16 protein-coding genes are annotated in these 17603 nt (G+C 40.9%); 7 read left to right on the top strand and 9 right to left on the bottom strand.

The features are described from left to right. Positions 1-29 precede the first annotated feature (29 nt). A complete protein-coding gene (locus tag MOMA_RS04370; protein ID WP_009767400.1) occupies positions 30-740 on the top strand; it encodes a metal-dependent hydrolase in 711 nt (236 codons plus the stop codon). A 110-nt stretch (positions 741-850) separates the two neighbouring features. Beyond that, positions 851-2005 (top strand): aminotransferase class V-fold PLP-dependent enzyme, encoded by a 1155-nt coding sequence (locus tag MOMA_RS04365; protein ID WP_009767399.1) that lies wholly within the window; start codon positions 851-853, stop codon positions 2003-2005. Between the two features lie 82 nt (positions 2006-2087). Here MOMA_RS04365 and MOMA_RS04360 read toward each other — a convergent pair whose 3' ends face one another. From MOMA_RS04360 to MOMA_RS04350, 3 genes are all read right to left on the bottom strand, one after another. After that, a complete protein-coding gene (locus tag MOMA_RS04360; RefSeq protein WP_009767398.1) occupies positions 2088-2942 on the bottom strand; it encodes a uroporphyrinogen-III synthase in 855 nt (284 codons plus the stop codon). 32 nt (positions 2943-2974) lie between these two features. Then, complete coding sequence (gene hemC / locus MOMA_RS04355) at positions 2975-3940, bottom strand: hydroxymethylbilane synthase (RefSeq protein WP_009767397.1); 966 nt, start codon at positions 3938-3940, stop codon at positions 2975-2977. 172 nt (positions 3941-4112) lie between these two features. Beyond that, positions 4113-4850, bottom strand: a complete 738-nt coding sequence (locus MOMA_RS04350; RefSeq protein ID WP_009767396.1) for a LytR/AlgR family response regulator transcription factor — start codon at positions 4848-4850, stop codon at positions 4113-4115. A 262-nt stretch (positions 4851-5112) separates the two neighbouring features. On the opposite strand from MOMA_RS04350, the gene argH reads away from it, so the two are divergent. The 4 genes from argH (at position 5113) to MOMA_RS04330 (ending at position 9569) form a co-directional block, all read left to right on the top strand. Further along, the gene (gene argH / locus MOMA_RS04345) at positions 5113-6516 is read left to right on the top strand and encodes an argininosuccinate lyase (RefSeq protein ID WP_009767395.1); all 1404 of its coding nucleotides are present in this window, start codon (positions 5113-5115) and stop codon (positions 6514-6516) included. Between the two features lie 101 nt (positions 6517-6617). Continuing rightward, positions 6618-7970 (top strand): bifunctional UDP-N-acetylglucosamine diphosphorylase/glucosamine-1-phosphate N-acetyltransferase GlmU, encoded by a 1353-nt coding sequence (gene glmU, locus MOMA_RS04340; protein ID WP_009767394.1) that lies wholly within the window; start codon positions 6618-6620, stop codon positions 7968-7970. Positions 7971-7978: 8 nt separating this feature from the next. Then, positions 7979-8929 (top strand): thiamine-phosphate kinase, encoded by a 951-nt coding sequence (gene thiL / locus MOMA_RS04335; protein WP_009767393.1) that lies wholly within the window; start codon positions 7979-7981, stop codon positions 8927-8929. A 67-nt stretch (positions 8930-8996) separates the two neighbouring features. Next, on the top strand, positions 8997-9569 hold the full coding sequence (locus tag MOMA_RS04330; protein WP_009767392.1) for a phosphatidylglycerophosphatase A family protein: 573 nt from the start codon (positions 8997-8999) through the stop codon (positions 9567-9569). Positions 9570-9619: 50 nt separating this feature from the next. Here the strand turns inward: MOMA_RS04330 and MOMA_RS04325 are convergent, their stop codons facing one another. From MOMA_RS04325 to MOMA_RS04305, 6 genes are all read right to left on the bottom strand, one after another. Next, a complete protein-coding gene (locus tag MOMA_RS04325; protein WP_009767391.1) occupies positions 9620-10669 on the bottom strand; it encodes a TPM domain-containing protein in 1050 nt (349 codons plus the stop codon). Positions 10670-10804: 135 nt separating this feature from the next. Then, on the bottom strand, positions 10805-11518 hold the full coding sequence (locus MOMA_RS04320; protein ID WP_009767390.1) for a LemA family protein: 714 nt from the start codon (positions 11516-11518) through the stop codon (positions 10805-10807). Between the two features lie 251 nt (positions 11519-11769). Beyond that, the gene (locus MOMA_RS09800) at positions 11770-11877 is read right to left on the bottom strand and encodes a YpsA SLOG family protein (protein WP_009767389.1); all 108 of its coding nucleotides are present in this window, start codon (positions 11875-11877) and stop codon (positions 11770-11772) included. Then, positions 11874-13763 (bottom strand): DNA topoisomerase IV subunit B, encoded by a 1890-nt coding sequence (gene parE / locus MOMA_RS04315; protein ID WP_009767388.1) that lies wholly within the window; start codon positions 13761-13763, stop codon positions 11874-11876. The genes MOMA_RS09800 and parE overlap by 4 nt, the downstream gene beginning before the upstream one ends. A 174-nt stretch (positions 13764-13937) precedes the next feature. Next, positions 13938-14723, bottom strand: coding sequence for an FKBP-type peptidyl-prolyl cis-trans isomerase (locus MOMA_RS04310; RefSeq protein WP_009767387.1), 786 nt, complete (start codon positions 14721-14723; stop codon positions 13938-13940). 69 nt (positions 14724-14792) lie between these two features. Then, the gene (locus tag MOMA_RS04305) at positions 14793-15665 is read right to left on the bottom strand and encodes an FKBP-type peptidyl-prolyl cis-trans isomerase (protein ID WP_009767386.1); all 873 of its coding nucleotides are present in this window, start codon (positions 15663-15665) and stop codon (positions 14793-14795) included. Positions 15666-15931: 266 nt separating this feature from the next. Between MOMA_RS04305 and MOMA_RS04300 the strand changes: the two genes are divergently transcribed. After that, the gene (locus tag MOMA_RS04300; protein WP_009767385.1) at positions 15932-17521 is read left to right on the top strand and encodes a mechanosensitive ion channel; all 1590 of its coding nucleotides are present in this window, start codon (positions 15932-15934) and stop codon (positions 17519-17521) included. The last annotated feature ends 82 nt before the right edge of the window (positions 17522-17603 follow it).

The following is a 17603-nucleotide window of genomic DNA, read 5'->3' as shown; positions in this document are numbered from 1 at the left end:
TCGGCTAAAACATTTATCAGCATACCCATATGGCAAATTTTAACACGCACATCACCACTGCTTTTATTATCAGCAGCACAACAAGCCTTGTTTTATATAAAGCAGGCATGCTCTCGCCGTTGGAGTTTTTTTTGTGCGCTATCACAGGAACGGTTGGCGGATTGTTGCCTGATATTGATCTGGCACATGCCGTGCCTGCACGCGTAGGCTTTAATCTGCTTTCTATATTGACTGCATTTGGAGCGGTCATTTTATGGATTGGTTATTTAACCTTTGTTGAATTGTTGGCAGTAGGGCTGATTAGTTATAGCATGATGCGTTGGGGGGTGTTTTTGTTGTTTAGCAGCTTAACAAGGCATCGCGGTATCGTGCATTCCATTCCGTATATGGGAGTTTTGAGTGTCATGCTTGTGCATGTAAGTTTTTATGGCTTAAAAAACGGGGTGGTGTTTAGTTGGTTTTTGGGGTGGTTTTTATTTTTTGGAGCCTTGATACATTTGTTGTTAGATGAAATTTATAGTGTCAATGTGTTTGGTTTGCGTTTAAAAAAATCCTTTGGCACGGCGATGAAATTTTTTGACACCAACCAAAAAACCCACTATTTTTTGTTATATGTGATTTTGGCAATTTTACTCCTGTTTGCCCCATCGTATCAGATTTTTTGGCAAACCATAACCGAACCTACCAGTTGGCAATTGTTAAAACAAAACTTATTGCCAGCTTATATGCATCGTTATTGAAACATTTTTTAAATTTATATTGAAAATTTATATTGAAAAAAACAAAAATCTGTGGCAAGCTAGCTTTATTTGATTGGTTTTTATTCATTCACAACAGCAAGGAAGCCACAATGCAACACGCCTTACGCTCTGATATCGATCCAGATGGTTTATTAGAATTTTCGGTGGTTTATACTGACCGAGCATTAAATCATATGTCAAAACAATTCCAACAAGTCATGAACGATTTGTCGCAAAATCTAAAAGATGTATACCATGCCTACGCTGTGGCAATGATACCAGGTGGCGGAACGTTTGCTATGGAGGCGGTAGCAAGACAATTGGCAACCGATAAAAAATGCTTGATTTTGCGTCATGGTTGGTTTAGTTATCGTTGGACACAGATTTTACAAACAGACAAAATCAGCGATGACATCACAGTCATTACCGCCAAAACCAAACCCTGCCAACAAAACCCACAAACACCGATCTTTATCCCAACCCCTATCGATGAAGTTACCGATATCATTCACCAACAAAAACCACAAATTGTGTTTGCACCGCACGTTGAAACCGCTTCGGGCATTATGTTGTCTGACGATTATATTCGCACCCTTGCCGATGCCGTGCATAAAGTTGGCGGTTTGCTTGTCATTGATGGTATCGCATCAGGCTGTGTGTGGCTTGACATGCAGGATTTGGGTATCGATGTGCTTTTGTCTGCTCCACAAAAAGGCTGGTCCAGTACGCCTTGTGCAGGGTTGGTTATGCTAAGCAAACAAGCGGTTTGTGCGTTGGATAATACGGTTAGCACCAGTTTTAGCCTTGATCTAAAACAATGGTTAAACATCATGCAAGCCTTTGAAAACGGCGGTCATGCTTACCACGCCACCATGCCAACCGACAGCTTAAAAATCCTACGCGATACACTAAACGAAGCCAAACAAATCGGTTTTGCCAAACTAAAATCCGCCCAAATCGAACTTGGAGAAAAAGTGCGTGAACTGTTAGAACAACACGGCTACCAAAGTATCTGCGACAAAAATGATCAGGCTTTTGGCGTGATCGTTTGCTACACCGATCGTGATGACATTCATAAAGGCGTGGCCTTTTTACAACAAGGCGTACAAATTGCCAGTGGCGTACCGCTTAAAGTTGGCGAACCTGATGATTTTAAAACTTTTCGTGTAGGTTTGTTTGGACTGGATAAATTAAAAGACGTTGATGCAACCGTCGCAAGACTAAAAACCGCCCTACAAGCGGTGAATAAAACCACAAAATCTTAACTTTTAGCCAAATACAAAATTAACAAAAATTTAATGATTTTTTTTGACTTAGTAGTTTGGTTGGCTTAGTAGTTTGGTTGGCTTAGTAGTTTTGTTGGCTTAGCAACTTTTGTTGAATGGTTGTTGGATTAACATCGTTTACCACATGCACATTATAAACGCCTTGCTCTTTTAACACTTTGGCAATTCTGGCTTGTAGCACAAGGTATACAAAACCTTGCTTGGCTGCAGCGTTTGCCAAATCAAATTTGGTCAAAAGATTTTGCCAGTATTGCCAAGCGGTGATACTGGTGATTAGCACCACTTTGTTTTGACAAAAATCTGCACTTTGATAAAAATTGGCAAAAATTTGTTGGCTTGCTATCGGAAAAATCCGCTCGTAAACATCTACCGTATCTACGATGACACCACGTTGCTGTAGCGTGTTTTTTAATAACGTCCGGCCGTTATTTCCTTTAATGATTAAAATTTTTGTATTGGCTTGTAAATTTTTTATCGCATCAAGCTGCAATAAACCCTCGTTATTTTCTGGCAAATTACATTGGCTCGGTGTAAGAATCGTTGGCAAGTGATTAAAGTTTTGTTGAAACCTCTCACAAAAAGCAGTGGCGGTTTTTTGTCCAACCGCAATACAATTTGCATTTAATATAGCCTTATACCTAGCAATGTTATGCTTGGCAACCTTATGCTTGGCAACATGGTTAAAATTAGCAACATGGTTAAAAAACTCACTCACCGCCCTTTCACTGACAAACACTATGTATTGATAATGATCTAAATTTGCCAATTTTTGTTTGTCAATTGCACGGATTTTGCACGCCACCAACTCAAGCAAAGGCAAATCCAACACTTGGATATGACAAGATTGTAAATCAGATGTTAAAAATCTGCTAAGGTTGTTGCCACGATCCAAAGGGCGGGTGTTAATAAAAATCATGCGTGTAGATCATGCGTGTGTTGATTGGCAAATTAAACGTTGTGGTAAATTTGATCTAAAATTTTATCCGCCCCTTGTGCAAGCAAATTTTTTGCAACAATCACCCCAACATCATTAGCAATCCGTGCGTTTTTATCGTCGCTATCGTCGTTTAGGACATTGATTAGAGCAGTGGCATGCACAGCTTTTAGCAAAATTTTGCCCTCTACACTGCCAACACGCCCATTTAACACAAGCTCACCGTTTTGGATTGTGGCAAAACCTGCGATCGGCACTTGACAACCGCCTTGCAAATAATTATTCATCGCCCGTTCTGCCAACACGCAAATTTTGGTTGATTGGTGATTGAGTGGTTTTAATAACTCAAGCACATCGTTATCATCAGCACGACATTCAATTGCCAACGCCCCTTGTCCCACCGCAGGTAAGCTTAAATCTGTATCCAATTCATGACAAATTCGCCCATCAAGTCCAAGGCGCATAAGTCCGCTGGTCGCCAAAATGATCGCATCATACTCACCATTATCCAGTTTTGCCAAGCGTGTGCCAACATTGCCACGCAGGCTAACAATCTCTAAATCCGGACGAAAGTTGGCAATTTGGCATTGACGGCGTAGGCTTGAGGTGCCAAGTTTTGCTCCATGTGGCAAATCATTGATGTGTTTAAAATGATTGGATACAAAAGCGTCGGTCGGCCGTTCGCGCTCGCAATACGCTCCAAGGGTTAAACCCTTTGGCAACTGCATTGGCACGTCTTTTAAAGAATGTACAGCAATGTCGGCGGTTTTGTCAAAAAGTGCTTGCTCCAATTCTTTGACAAACAAGCCTTTACCGCCAATTTTTGCCAAAGGGGTGTCTAGGATTTTATCACCTTTGGTGGTCATGGGTATAAGGTTTACGCTCAAATTTAGGTATAAATCCTCAAGCCTTGTTTTGATATGCAAAGCTTGCCACAAAGCAAGAGGTGATTGGCGAGTAGCGATATTTAAGGTTTGCATGATTCTTCCAATTGTTACAAAAAATGCCTAAATTGCAAGCAACCGTTTTAGGCAATGATATTTAATTTTACCAATTTAATCATTTAATTTAATTTAATTTAATTTAATTTAATTTAATTTAATTTAATTTAATTTAATTTAATTAATTGACTGTTTGTGCTTGCTTAACCATTTACATGGTTTGCACACGATCACGCAAGACAGGCAAATGACGGCGACTGATCGCCAAACGTTCGTCAATATTTTTGAATTTAACTTGGTATTGCCCTTGATCAACCGCTTCTAACATTTCTACATAATCCAAATTTATCAAGGCATTACGATGCACACGGAAAAATGAATTGCCAAATTCTGATTCAAGCTCTTTTAAGGTTTCATCAATTAATACCGTGCCACCTTTATGACGTACTTGTACATATTTTTGGTCGGCGGTAAAATAATAAATGTCGCTTAATGGAATTAACTCAATACCGCGGTGCGTGCGAGCGGCTATGTGCTGTCGGCTAAGCTGTGCTGTTGGGTTTTCTAGGCGACGAATTTCGTTAAGCTGGGCGTTGTTTAACGTTGAAGCACGCGATAAAGCATCGATCAATTCTTCTTTGTTGGTAGGTTTTAACAAATAACCGATCGCATTGGCTTTAAAGGCTGAAATGGCATAATGATCATACGCGGTTACAAAAATAATCGCAGGGGGTTGAGCAAGTTCATTCAATTCTTTGGCACAGCGAATACCGTCCATTTCTGGCATACGAATGTCTAGCAATACGATATCAGGCGAGGTTTCTTTAGCACGGATAATCGCTTCAATCCCTGTGGCGGCTTGTGCGACGACTTCATGACCTTCTTCTTTAACAATGCGCGTTAGGCGTTCACGGGCCAATGGTTCATCATCACAGACAATAACTCTCACAATTTTCTCCTTACTCATCATGTTTTATTTTAACGCGTCAAACCATTTATCATAAAAACACTGCTTTGGGCGACCAATTGTTACATTTTATCATAAAATAATTGACAAGGTGGAATTTTTTTACTTTTTTATTGTCTATTTCAACAAGTCTGTCAATACAAATTTGCTTGCCTATTTTTTATTTGTTTTGTGTTTTTGTATTGGCATAATCAGGTAAGTATTTGTTATACTAGACATAGATAAAATAACCAAGGAATAATCTATGACAAATAATAATTCTATTACATCTATGTGGGGCGGCAGATTTAGCGAAGCCACCGATAAGTTTGTCGCCGAATTCACCGCTTCGGTAAATTTTGACAAACGCTTGGCAATTCACGACATTGACGGCTCTATCGCTCACGCCACCATGCTAGCAAACTGTGGCATTTTAACCGATACCGAAAAAGATAAAATCGTTGATGGTTTAACCCAAATCAAACACGAAATTGCAACTGGCAACTTTGTCTGGAGCGTGGCGTTAGAAGATGTGCATATGAACATAGAAGCCAAGCTTACCCAACTTATCGGCGATGTGGGTAAAAAGCTGCACACAGGACGCAGCCGTAATGACCAAGTGGCAACCGACATTCGGCTGTATTTGCGGGAGCAGACCGATGTGATTGTGGATTTGCTTGCCCGTTTGCAGCAGGGTTTATTGGATTTGGCTGCCAAACACACGCACACCATTATGCCAGGGTTTACCCATTTACAAACCGCCCAGCCTGTCAGTTTTGCCCATCATGTCATGGCGTGGTTTGAGATGCTCATTCGTGATGGCGAGCGTTTTATTGAAGCTCGTAGCCGTATTAACCAAATGCCATTAGGAGCGGCCGCTTTGGCAGGAACGACGTATCCGATTGACCGCCAATTGACCGCCAAATTGCTTGGCTTTGAAGGCATTTGCCAAAATTCACTAGATGCGGTGTCTGACCGTGATTTTGCCATTGAATTTGCCAGTAACGCCAGCATTTTGATGATGCATTTATCTCGCATAAGTGAAGAGATTATTTTGTGGATGTCGGCTCAGTTTGGTTTTGTGCAAGTGCCTGATCGTTTTTGCACAGGCTCATCTATCATGCCACAGAAAAAAAATCCCGATGTGCCTGAGCTTGTGCGTGGCAAGGCGGCCCGGGTGTTTGGTGATTTAATCACGTTATTGACTTTGATGAAAAATCAGCCGCTTGCTTATAATAAAGACAATCAAGAAGATAAAGAGCCTTTGTTTGACGTGGTGGATACGCTAACAGGCTCGCTGATTGCATTTGCCGATATGCTGCCAAACCTTGTGCCAAACAAAACCAACATGCAAAACGCCGCTTTAAAGGGCTATGCCACAGCGACCGATTTGGCCGATTATTTGGTAAAAAAAGGCCTGCCCTTTAGAGACGCTCACGAAGTTGTGGGTAAAACCGTCGCTTTGGGGATTGATAAAGGCGTGGATATCAGTGAGTTATCCTTATCAGAACTTCAAAGTTTTAGCGATTTGATTGATGACGATGTGTTTGAATTTTTGACACTGGAAGGGTCATTAAACGCCCGCAATCATTTGGGTGGCACGGCTCCTAGCCAGGTAAAAATGGCAATTGAACGTGGGCGGGGGCGGATTAACAAGTTACAGGATTAACCTTAAATTAAGTTTTATTAAACAAAATCAATCGTCAATCCGTGATTAAAAACTGTATTAAAAACTGTATTAAAATCAATCATTCATAATAAGGAATAACCATGTCGCTTACCACCATCATCATGGCTGCAGGCAAAGGCACTCGCATGAAATCCACTCGCCCAAAGGTACTACAACCGTTGGCAGGCAAACCCTTGCTTGGACATGTTTTGCACACAGCGAAACAACTTGGCAGCAACAAAAACATTGTCATCTATGGTTTTGAGGGCAACCAAGTCAAAGCCGCTTTTGCACACGAAGACATCGAGTGGGTCGAACAAACCGAACAGCTTGGCACAGGGCATGCTGTTTTGATGACGTTGCCTGTGTTGCCAAAATCTGGCAAAAGTCTGATTTTGTCAGGTGATGTGCCACTGATTGGTGTAGATACACTTAACAATCTTATCCATACCGAAAGTCAATTTGCTATGTTAACTTTTCACACTCAAAACCCTTTTGGACTTGGGCGCATTATCCGCACAGATGGTAAAGTTGTCGCGATTGTTGAAGAAAAAGACGCAACCGACATGCAAAAACAAATCACAGAAATCAACAGTGGCGTGTATTGTGTTGCCAATGAAATTTTGCATAAATTTTTAAAAAATCTTAACAATAATAATGCTCAAGGTGAATATTACCTCACCGATATTGTCAAAATGGCTGTAGATGACGGTATCGATATTGCTACCGTATCACCAAAATTTGCTTTTGAGATCGATGGGGTAAACGATCGCATTCAACTTGCCAATTTGGAGCGTATTTGGCAAAATTTTCAAGCCAAAAACCTAATGCAACAAGGCGTGCATTTGCTTGATCCAAGCCGTTTTGATTTGCGCGGTACGCTAACAGTAGGCAAAGATGTACAAATTGACATCAATGTGGTTTTTGAAGGCGACTGCGAGGTGGGTGATAATGTAACCATTGGAGCAGGTTGCGTGATTAAAAATTCTAAAATTGCAAGCAATACCGTGGTTGCCCCTTACAGTATGTTTGACAATGCGATCGTTGGTGAAAACAATTACATTGGGCCATTTGCGCGTCTACGTCCAAATACCATAACCGCCAATGAGGTGCATATTGGCAATTTTGTTGAACTGAAAAACACTCAAATGGCAACAGGATCTAAGGCCAATCATTTGGCATATTTGGGCGATAGTACGGTGGGTGCACGCACAAACATTGGTGCCGGTATGATTACCGCCAATTATGATGGTGTCAATAAGTTTAAAACCGTGATTGGAGCAGATGTGCGTGTTGGCTCCAATGTGGTATTGGTCGCTCCTGTAACCTTGGGTGATAAAGTTACCATAGGAGCAGGCAGCACCATTACCAAAGACTGCGACAGCAATAAACTGGTGGTTTCTCGTGGCCGCCAAACCGTCATTGACAATTGGCAACGCCCTGAAAAAGCGTGAAAGAAGTCATGTCTGAGTTTTCTTTAATTTATCGTCATTTTAAAAATTTAACCACCAAACACAAAAGCACCGTGATTGGTATCGGTGATGATGGGGCGGTCAATCAAATTGCACCAAATCATGAGTTGGTAAGTTGCGTCGATGTGCTTGTGGCCGGTAGACATTTTTTGTACGATACTATGCCACACGCAATCGGCTACAAAGCCGTGGCAGTGAATTTATCCGATTTGGCAAGCATGGGAGCTTGTCCTTTTGGTATTTTGCTCGGTTTGTCATTACCAAAAAACTTGGCAAATGATGGCTTTATCAGCAAGTTTGCACAGGGCATAGCGGACATTTGTCGTGAATTTGGCGTGGATCTCATCGGCGGTGATACCACGCAGTCGCCAGTTTTAACCATTTCTATCACCGCCCTTGGTACAATCCCTAAAGGTCTGGCCATTAAGCGATCAGGTGCTAAAGCAGGCGATGTGATATGCGTAAGCGGGGCAATTGGATCGGCAAGTTTTGCGTTAAATCAACGCTTGCAAGGCAAAAACTGTACGCTACAAACCGCCTTAGATTATCCAAAACCACAAGTTGCCTTAGGGCAAAAATTAATCGGATTTGCCAACAGTATGATGGATATTTCAGACGGCTTAGGGCAAGATTTGGGGCATATTTTAACAGCAAGCAGCAGTTTACAAAAACCTTTAGGTGCAAGGATCGATTTGGATAAAATCCCCATCAATCCGTTATTAAACCATCTGCCTAATTCTGACAAATGGCAACATATTGTTAATGGCGGTGATGATTATGAACTATTATTAACCATGACTGATGAAAATTTTAAACAATTTGACACAATTTTTCCAAACACACTGTATCCAATTGGTAAAATTATTGACGGATCTGAGTTGCGGTTTTTTTATCAAAACAAACACACTAAGATAAATATCCAAGGCTGGGAGCATTTTTGATACATTAAAATTAAATTCACCACATTTAACCAAACTTGATAAACCGCTGTACAAATAGGCCATCTTTATGCCACAACAAACAACCGATCATAAACCCGACGTATCAAAATCAAACCCCTGTCCGCCTTGTCCGCCAACTGCCAAAACATGGGAAAAGTGTGTCTATTGGCTAGGCATTGGCCTGGGTTCTGGACTGCCAAAACGGGCAGCTGGCACATGGGGAACGTTGGGCGGCCTTGTGATTGCTATTCCGATGCTTGAACTTGGATTTTTTGGGTTTTTGACAACAACAGTCCTTGGTGGTTTGTTTGGTAGTTATATTTGTGGCAAAACCTCCAAACTTATGAACGTGCATGACGATCCGCATATTGTATGGGACGAATGGGTGGGTATGTGGATCGCACTTTTGCCTTTGGCATATGATTATCCATTGAATTTGGTTAACTTTAATCCAATTAACTTTAACCAATGGCTTTATTTGTTAAGTGCGTTTGGGTTGTTTCGTTTTTTTGACATTATTAAGCCCTTTCCCATTCAGTGGGTGGATAAAAACGTATCGGGCGGATTTGGCATTTTGATTGACGATGTATTGGCAGGCATAATGAGTGCATTGATCATACTGGCTGCTTTGTTATACTAAATTTTGTTATGCTAGGTTTTGTTATGCTAGGTTGGTTTTGTTTGGCAAAATTACCACGATCCCCCTGCTCCGCCGCCGCCAAAACCACCGCCGCCGCCACTGTAGCCTCCACTCCCAAAACCGCCACCACCAAAACCACCAGATGGTGTAATTACCACACCGCCACGCTTGCCACCGCCTGTGGTGCGGATTAACAAAAACACAAACAACAATACAGCAATGATTAAACTGGTAAAAAAACCAAAACCCAACAAAATTCCGCCAACAAGCACACCGCCAGCACTAATGCTTGCGGCCAAAAACCGGCCAAAAACCTCCGTCAATACAAAACCCACAAATAACGCGATAATTGCAAATGGAATGGGTGATATCTCGCTGATTTGCTGTTGTTTGGCCAAACTTGCATCCGCTGCTGCTAGGATTTGTGGATCGGTTGTTAGGCGTTCTTCAATACGATTTAATCCAACATTTAGCCCACCTGCATAATCTTTTTGTTTAAAATACGGCGTTATGTCCTCACGAATAATCCGTTTGGCAATGGCATCAGGTATCACGCCCTCTAATCCATAGCCTGTTACAATCTGTATATTACGATCCTTGATCGCCACCACAATAAGCAGCCCATTATCACTGTCTTTACCGCCCAATTGCCAACGTTCAGCAATTTGCATGGCATAACTAAAAATATCGCTATCGCCTGTGGTCGGTATTATCACAATTGCAGGTTGTGCCAGTCCACGCTGATAAATATGGCGGATTTTTTGTTCAAGGGCATTTTTTTCGGTGCTGCTTAAAACCATGGCTTCATCAATCACCGCACTTTGTAATACCAAACTTTTGCTGTCTTTTGCTTTGCTGTCTTTTGCTTTGCCAGCCATACCTGTTGGTAAAGCATCATTTTGCAATGTTTGTTGAGTGGCAACCTTGCGAAATCCCATTTCATCAAACTCTGCTTCATTTGGTTTAGCCACGCTTGGTTTTGCCAATAACACAGCGATCAGTACAAACAAAACCATCTGTACAATAAATTTGACAGCAATGGATTTAATAGCAATGGATTTGACAAATATGGGTGATACAAAAAAATTTTTTATTGACATGACTTTTTTTATTGACTTTTTACTAACATCGTTGACAACCTTTTTGCAAATCAACAGCACCAAAAAAGCATTGATTAAGGTAAGTTAAATGTTTTTAACTTAACCTTTTAAGCAACGTAAACTTGCAATCATAAATCATTGGGCGGTGGCGGTGTTTGCATGCGTGCCTGTGTTGTTATTGGCGTGGTTGTTATTGTTTGCGTGGTTGTTATTGTTTGTATGGTTGCCACTTGTATGGTTGCCAAAATCAACACTCGGAGCAACAGAAATTTGGGCTTCATTGCCAACGCTAAAATTGGGGCGTGTCTGCATACCGAACACTTTGGCGGTCAAATTGGTCGGAAATTGACGCACGGTGGTATTATACGTTTGTACATCTTGAATATAGCGGCCGCGAGCCACAGCAATGCGATTTTCCGTACCTTCAAGTTGGGCGTGTAGTTCTTGAAATTGGCGATCGGCTTTTAGATCTGGATAACGTTCAGAAACCGCCATCAAGCGCGACAAGGCTCCGCCAAGTTGATCTTGGGCTTGTTGAAAGCGTTGAAACGATGCAGGATCATTTAACACTTCAGGCGTTACTTGCATAGATGTGGCGGCCGAACGAGCTTGAGTTACTTGAGTGAGTGTGGCTTGCTCGTGTTGTGCGTATTGAGCAACAACTTTAACAAGGTTTGGAATTAAATCGGCACGGCGTTGATATTGATTGACAACTTGTGCCCAAGATGCGTTAATTTGCTCATCTTGGGCTTGCATGGCATTATAACCACAACCTGTCAAATTGGCAGAACCAATCATAACCGCGACAACTAAAAGAAAGTTTTTGGCATTTGGTGCGTTGATTTTCATAAAAAACCTAATAAACAGTAATTTCTTATTGATAAATTTCTTATTGACTTCGTGGATATTTATCATCATGAATATTTATCATCAATTGGTATTATCATGATATTGATACAGTTTGTAAGTTTATTATTTGTTAAGCGTGTGTGTTTTTGTTAATTTTTTGCGTTTGTCAATTTTTGCGTTTTGTCAATTTGCATTGAGTGTTTTTATCATCAATGCAACGATTGTTTGGGTATAGTCTTGAATTTGTGGGATTAGTGATCCGCGCGGCCACACAATGCTCCAAAAGCCAACGCACCATCTAGCGCACCTCTGTCAACCCCAGTTTGCCCACCTGATATAATTTTTGGTATGCGTGTCATATTGTAAGCTCCGCCAAATTGCCTTTTTGTTCAAGCCACAGTTTGCGATCGCCGCTGCGTTTTTTGGCAAGCAGCATATCCATCAGGTTATCGGTTGTATGATGATCATCTAAATCCAATTGAACAAGACGACGAGTGTCAGGATTCATCGTGGTTTCTCTTAACTGTTCAGCACTCATCTCGCCTAAACCTTTAAAACGCGTAATTTGGGCTTTTTTGGTTTTTGGCAATTTTTTTAAAATATGATCAAGCTCATCATTGTCAAGGGCATATTGCACATCTTTGCCAATATCAATGCGATACAGTGGTGGCATCGCAACAAACAAATGCCCGGCCTCAACCACAGCAGAAAAATGCTTAACAAACAGCGCACACAACAAAGTTGCAATGTGCAAACCGTCCGAGTCGGCATCTGCTAAAATACAGATTTTGTCATAACGAAGTTCGGATAAATCATCAGAATTTGGATCAACACCAATGGCAATGGCAATGTTATGAATTTCCTCACTTGCCAACACCGTATCACTAGACACCTCCCATGCGTTTAGAATTTTGCCACGCAAGGGCATGATCGCCTGAAAATGTCGATCGCGGGCTTGTTTTGCACTGCCACCTGCCGAATCGCCCTCCACCAAAAACAGCTCCGCCCCATCTTGTAGCGTCCCACGACAATCAGCCAATTTACCGGGCAAAGCTGGGCCTTGAGTGATTTTTTTGCGTTCTACTTTTTTGGCAGATTTTAGGCGCATGCCAGCTTTTGTGATGGCAAGTTCGGCAATTTGTTTGGCGGTTTCGGTATTTTGATTTAGCCACAGACTAAAACCGTCTTTGGCAAAAGATTGTACCAAACTTACTGCTTCGCGACTGGATAAACGCTCTTTGGTTTGTCCGCTAAACTGTGGTTCAGAAAATTTAAGCGATACGATAAAATTGACATTATCCCACACATCGTCAGCGGTAAGTTTGACATTTCTTGGCAATAAATTGTGCAATTCACAAAATTCTTTTAACGCCTCGGTAATGCCCGTGCGCAGCCCATTGACATGCGTTCCGCCTTGAACCGTGGGAATAAGGTTAACATAGCTTTCTTGTATGGTTTGAGCGGCGTTTACATGCCACGCTAAGGCAAAATTAAGCCCTGCCCTCTCGTCTTTTTTGGCTTCATAATCAAACACATAAGGCAATTCTGGTATGGTCAAATTCTCACCAATCTGTTCGGTCAAATATTGCGACAACCCATTATCAAATTGCCAAACATCGGTTGTATTGTCAATTTCATTAACAAACGTAATGGTAAGCCCTGCCGCCAATACCGCTTTGGCTTTTAGGTGGTGTTTTAATTGCTTTACACTAAATTTTGGCGTATCAAAGTATTGAGGATTGGCCCAAAATTGTACTTTTGTGCCACGTTTTTTCTTATTAGGGCTTGGATTTACCGACAACCCAGAAACAGGCTCGCCTTCGACAAAATTCATGCCAAACACCTTGCCACTACGCCAAACCGTTACCTCAACACGGTGCGATAAAGCATTCACCACACTAATACCCACGCCATGTAAACCACCTGAAATTTGGTAATTATCCGTGGAAAATTTACCCCCTGCATGTAGTTTTGTCAAAATAATTTCAATGCCAGATTGGTTAAATTCAGGGTGAATGTCAGTTGGCATGCCGCGCCCATCGTCCTCAACCGACAAAGAATTATCGGCGTGCAATATCACCGTGATGGTTTTGGCAAAACCTGCCAAGGCTTCATCAACCGAGTTGTCAATAACCTCTTGAGCCAAATGGTTTGGACGCGTGGTATCTGTATACATGCCTGCACGGCGACGCACAGGATCAAGGCCTGTTAAAACTTCTAGTGATTGGGCGGTGTAATTGGTCATTTTAAGAAAAATTCCTTATAACCTGATTGAATACATAACAATATTGAATACATAACGATTTTAACCAAACAAACTTTTATCCAAACAAACTTTTATCCAAACAAAATAGACCAAACCCAAGGGCGGTCTATTTAACCTATGATTAATTCTCCAGGATCAATACTCAAAGGCGGTTTATTGTTTTGCTTTTGGATTAACCTCAAGCAATTCTACCTCAAAAATCAACACGCTGTTTGGTTCAATATCCACATTGCCAGATGCACCGTATGCCAAATTCGCAGGCACAACAAATTGGTATTTGGAACCAACAGACATCAATTGCAAACCCTCTCCCCAACCATCAATCACCTGATCAAGTGGAAAAACTGACGGCTCGCCACGTTTATACGAACTGTCAAATACCGTGCCATCTATCAGTCGCCCTTCATAATGCACCACAACTGTGTCTTTGATGGTGGGTTTTTTACCCTTGGCATTGGTTAATATTTTGTATTGTAAACCTGATTTGGTGGTTGTTACCCCTGATTGTTTGGCATGTTGTTTTAGGTACGCCTTGCCTTGTTCCAGATTTTTTTGCCCCAACTGTTCAACTTGTTTGGCGTATTCTGCTTCTTTGGTTTTTTGGTAATCCAACAATACTTGTTTGATTTGTGCTTCGGTTAAAGCAGGGGCATTGCCAATGTAGGCATCGCGAAAGCCTTGAAAATAAGCATCCAGCATAAGATCATTGGCACTGTCTTTATTGCCATCGCCCATCATATAACCAAAACTATAACCAACTTTTTGTAACGTGTCGCTATTAGGAGTAACAACCGTTTTTTTCGGTAAATATTGCGAATCTGCTACCAAAGCTTTGTCTGCCGCCATAGCTTTGGTGGTTGTTTTATCGGCGGCAAATGTGATATTTGCCATGCCTGTTAGCATAGCAAGGGTGAAAACGCTTATTTTTTTTATCATCATATTGGTTCTCTTTATTGATTTTGTACTAATTCTTAATAAAAACTCAACAAACAATTACTCAACAAACAATTAATGTGCGCTTGAAGCTGTTGCCTGTTGCATTTGAGATTCTAATTGTTTGATTTGCTCTTCCATATTATCACCGTTTAATTCAATCTTTTGTGTCGCTTGGGTTGGATTTACTTTTAACAATTCCACCTCAAAAATCAACACGCTGTTTGGTTCAATACCGCCTTGAGGTGCACCTTGTTCCCCATAAGCCAAACTTGCTGGTATATAAAAACGGTATTTTGCCCCCTCGCCCATTAACTGCAAACCCTCTGTCCACCCCGGAATTACTTGGTTTAATGGAAATTCTGCAGGTTGTCCACCATGTTGAGCCGTGCTATCAAATACTTTGCCATCTGTTAGCTTACCTTCATAATTCACCGATACGATGTCAGTGGCTTTTGGTTTGGTGTTATTGCCCTCTTTTAACACTTCATACTGTAGGCCCGATGCGGTGGTTTTTACGTTTGGGTTTTTCTTATTTTCGGCCAAAAATTGTTGTCCTTTTGCCAAATTACCCTCGATAAGTTCTTTGGCTTGGCGTTCTTGATAGGCAACTATCGCCTGCTCCATTTGTTCGCGCGTAAGTTTTGATTGTTTGTTGGCTTGACCGTCTTGTAAGCCTTGGATAATGTCGGCTTGTTTTAAATCTTTGGCAATTTGAGCAACGTTTGAACCCATCATATAGCCAAGACTGTAGCCTGCTTTGGTAAGATCATCGCTTTGTTCATTAATGTTGCTTTTTTTATCACCACTCACCAAACCGCCAATATTGGCAATTTTTCCAATATTGGCAACTTGTGGGTTATCACCAAAACTCTTTATAAAAATAGGGCTTAATGCCATAGCACCAAGCACAACACCTGCCACAACAGGAATGGCTTTATTACTCATAAAAAATCCTAAATACATATCAAAGACAAAAAATTATCGACTATGATAGCAGAAAACCATTTAAAATAGGTAAAAATTTGGTTTTTTGGCAAAAAAATTATTTTGTCTTCATTTTGTTTTCATTTTGTTTATCAGTATTTATTTACAATTGCAAACAATAGATTACAAAATTTAGCGGATTGTATCGTTTTTGCAACTTTTTTATACTGTTTTTTTGGTAATTTTTGCTTTAGATTGGTTAAATTTACCCAAACAAACGAGGATTTATGGACAGTTTTTTTATCAATTTTAACCAAACTCTTGGATCATCGGTGGTTACCATGATCGGAGCGTTGGTGATTTTTTTAATTGGTTGGATTTTGGCTGGCATCATCGGTTCAGCAATACACAAACTTTTGGCAAAAATCAACCTAAACCAAAAAATGAACTCATCAACAGGCAAAACTTATGACATCGCACGCTTGTTATCTCGCATTACATTTTGGTTCGTGTTTGTCATTGGCATTTCAGCCGCGTTAAGTTTTTTGCGTTTGGACGCGATCTCTGTGCCATTTGCCAATATGATTAATCAAGTTTTGTTATTTATTCCAAATCTCATTGGAGCATTGGCATTGGCGGTATTGGGTTTTGTAATTGCAACCATAGCTCGCACGGCATTGACTGCCACCTTAAATCGCACAACGCTTGATGAAAAACTCGCCCAAGAAGTCGGCGTTCAACCCATTGGTGATAACATTGCCAATATTGCGTATTGGTTTATTTTATTGATGTTTTTGCCAATGGTATTACAACAGTTAGGTTTAACAGGTTTATTAGCACCTGTTAATAATATGATAGGCAAAACCCTTGATTTTGTGCCAAATATCGTTGTCGCAGGCGTGTTGTTCTTTGTTGGTTTGGTGATTGCCAAAATTTTGCGTGGCATTGTTAGCAATGTGGTAGCCAGTTTAAACATTCAAGCCTTAACCGATAAAGCCGGCATCAGCAACAAAATGCAACTGTCAAATATGGCAGGAGGGTTTGTGTATTTGTTGGTGATGATTACCACAATCATCATGGCATTAGATGCGCTCAAAATCGAATCGGTTTCGCGTCCTGCAACCAACATGCTAAACCAAATCATGGCTGCAATTCCAAACATCATAGCAGCGGTGGCAATTTTGGGGCTTACCTATTATACGATGAAATTTGTGGCAAATATCGTCAAAAACTTGCTTGACAACAATTTGCTTGACAACACAGACATTAACGATTTGCCAACCAAATTGGGCTTACAAAACGTATTAAACAACCACACAACCTCAAATCATGCACCCATTATCGAGCCAAATCCAAACATTGGCACCAAAAACCATAAAGTTTCAGACATTATCAGCGGTTTAATTGTGTTTTTTGCCATGCTGTTTGCTGCAATTGAGGCCTCAAACTTGCTGGGTTTTAACCACATTAGCAATTTGATTACGATGTTTATTGAGTTTGGAGCACAAATTTTATTAGGGGCTGTGGTATTGGCAATTGGTTTTTGGTTGGCAAATCTGTTGGCAGGCATGGTACAACGTTCGCCAAGCGGATCAACTTTTTTGGCAAATCTTGTGCGTGTGTTAATCATGGGTTTGGTGTTGGCAATGGGCTTGCGTGCAATGGGCATTGCCGATTCAATTGTAAACTTGGCGTTTGGTTTAACCTTAGGTTCGGTGGCGGTTGCGTTTGCACTGGCGTTTGGTTTGGGCGGACGTGAGGCAGCAGCTCGTTTGTTAAAAAACATGCAAGACAAAGCCGAAGCAGAAACAGAGGCAAAAAATCGGTTAAAACCAACTGGTAGTTTTTCAAGTGATGATTTAAAACCAAAATTTTAAACCCATTAAATTGATTAAAATAATTTTGCTATTTCTTAAATTTCTCTATATAATAAAAAGTTACTTTTGTTGCTAAAATATA

Source organism: Moraxella macacae 0408225, assembly GCF_000320365.1.
In the GTDB taxonomy this organism is placed as follows: Bacteria; Pseudomonadota; Gammaproteobacteria; order Pseudomonadales; family Moraxellaceae; genus Faucicola; species Faucicola macacae.
Note: the sequence above shows the minus strand (reverse complement) of the source record. Positions and strands in the feature narration are given on the sequence as shown.

Coding starts and splice junctions, on each gene's coding strand:
- MOMA_RS04310 (WP_009767387.1), bottom strand. CDS start 14,723: ATGATGATAAAAAAAATAAGCGTTTTCACCCTTGCTATGCTAACAGGC.
- MOMA_RS09800 (WP_009767389.1), bottom strand. CDS start 11,877: ATGACACGCATACCAAAAATTATATCAGGTGGGCAAACTGGGGTTGAC.
- MOMA_RS04300 (WP_009767385.1), top strand. CDS start 15,932: ATGGACAGTTTTTTTATCAATTTTAACCAAACTCTTGGATCATCGGTG.
- MOMA_RS04305 (WP_009767386.1), bottom strand. CDS start 15,665: ATGAGTAATAAAGCCATTCCTGTTGTGGCAGGTGTTGTGCTTGGTGCT.
- MOMA_RS04320 (WP_009767390.1), bottom strand. CDS start 11,518: ATGAAAATCAACGCACCAAATGCCAAAAACTTTCTTTTAGTTGTCGCG.
- thiL (WP_009767393.1), top strand. CDS start 7,979: ATGTCTGAGTTTTCTTTAATTTATCGTCATTTTAAAAATTTAACCACC.
- MOMA_RS04365 (WP_009767399.1), top strand. CDS start 851: ATGCAACACGCCTTACGCTCTGATATCGATCCAGATGGTTTATTAGAA.
- argH (WP_009767395.1), top strand. CDS start 5,113: ATGACAAATAATAATTCTATTACATCTATGTGGGGCGGCAGATTTAGC.
- hemC (WP_009767397.1), bottom strand. CDS start 3,940: ATGCAAACCTTAAATATCGCTACTCGCCAATCACCTCTTGCTTTGTGG.
- glmU (WP_009767394.1), top strand. CDS start 6,618: ATGTCGCTTACCACCATCATCATGGCTGCAGGCAAAGGCACTCGCATG.
- MOMA_RS04330 (WP_009767392.1), top strand. CDS start 8,997: ATGCCACAACAAACAACCGATCATAAACCCGACGTATCAAAATCAAAC.
- MOMA_RS04360 (WP_009767398.1), bottom strand. CDS start 2,942: ATGATTTTTATTAACACCCGCCCTTTGGATCGTGGCAACAACCTTAGC.
- MOMA_RS04370 (WP_009767400.1), top strand. CDS start 30: ATGGCAAATTTTAACACGCACATCACCACTGCTTTTATTATCAGCAGC.
- MOMA_RS04325 (WP_009767391.1), bottom strand. CDS start 10,669: ATGTCAATAAAAAATTTTTTTGTATCACCCATATTTGTCAAATCCATT.
- parE (WP_009767388.1), bottom strand. CDS start 13,763: ATGACCAATTACACCGCCCAATCACTAGAAGTTTTAACAGGCCTTGAT.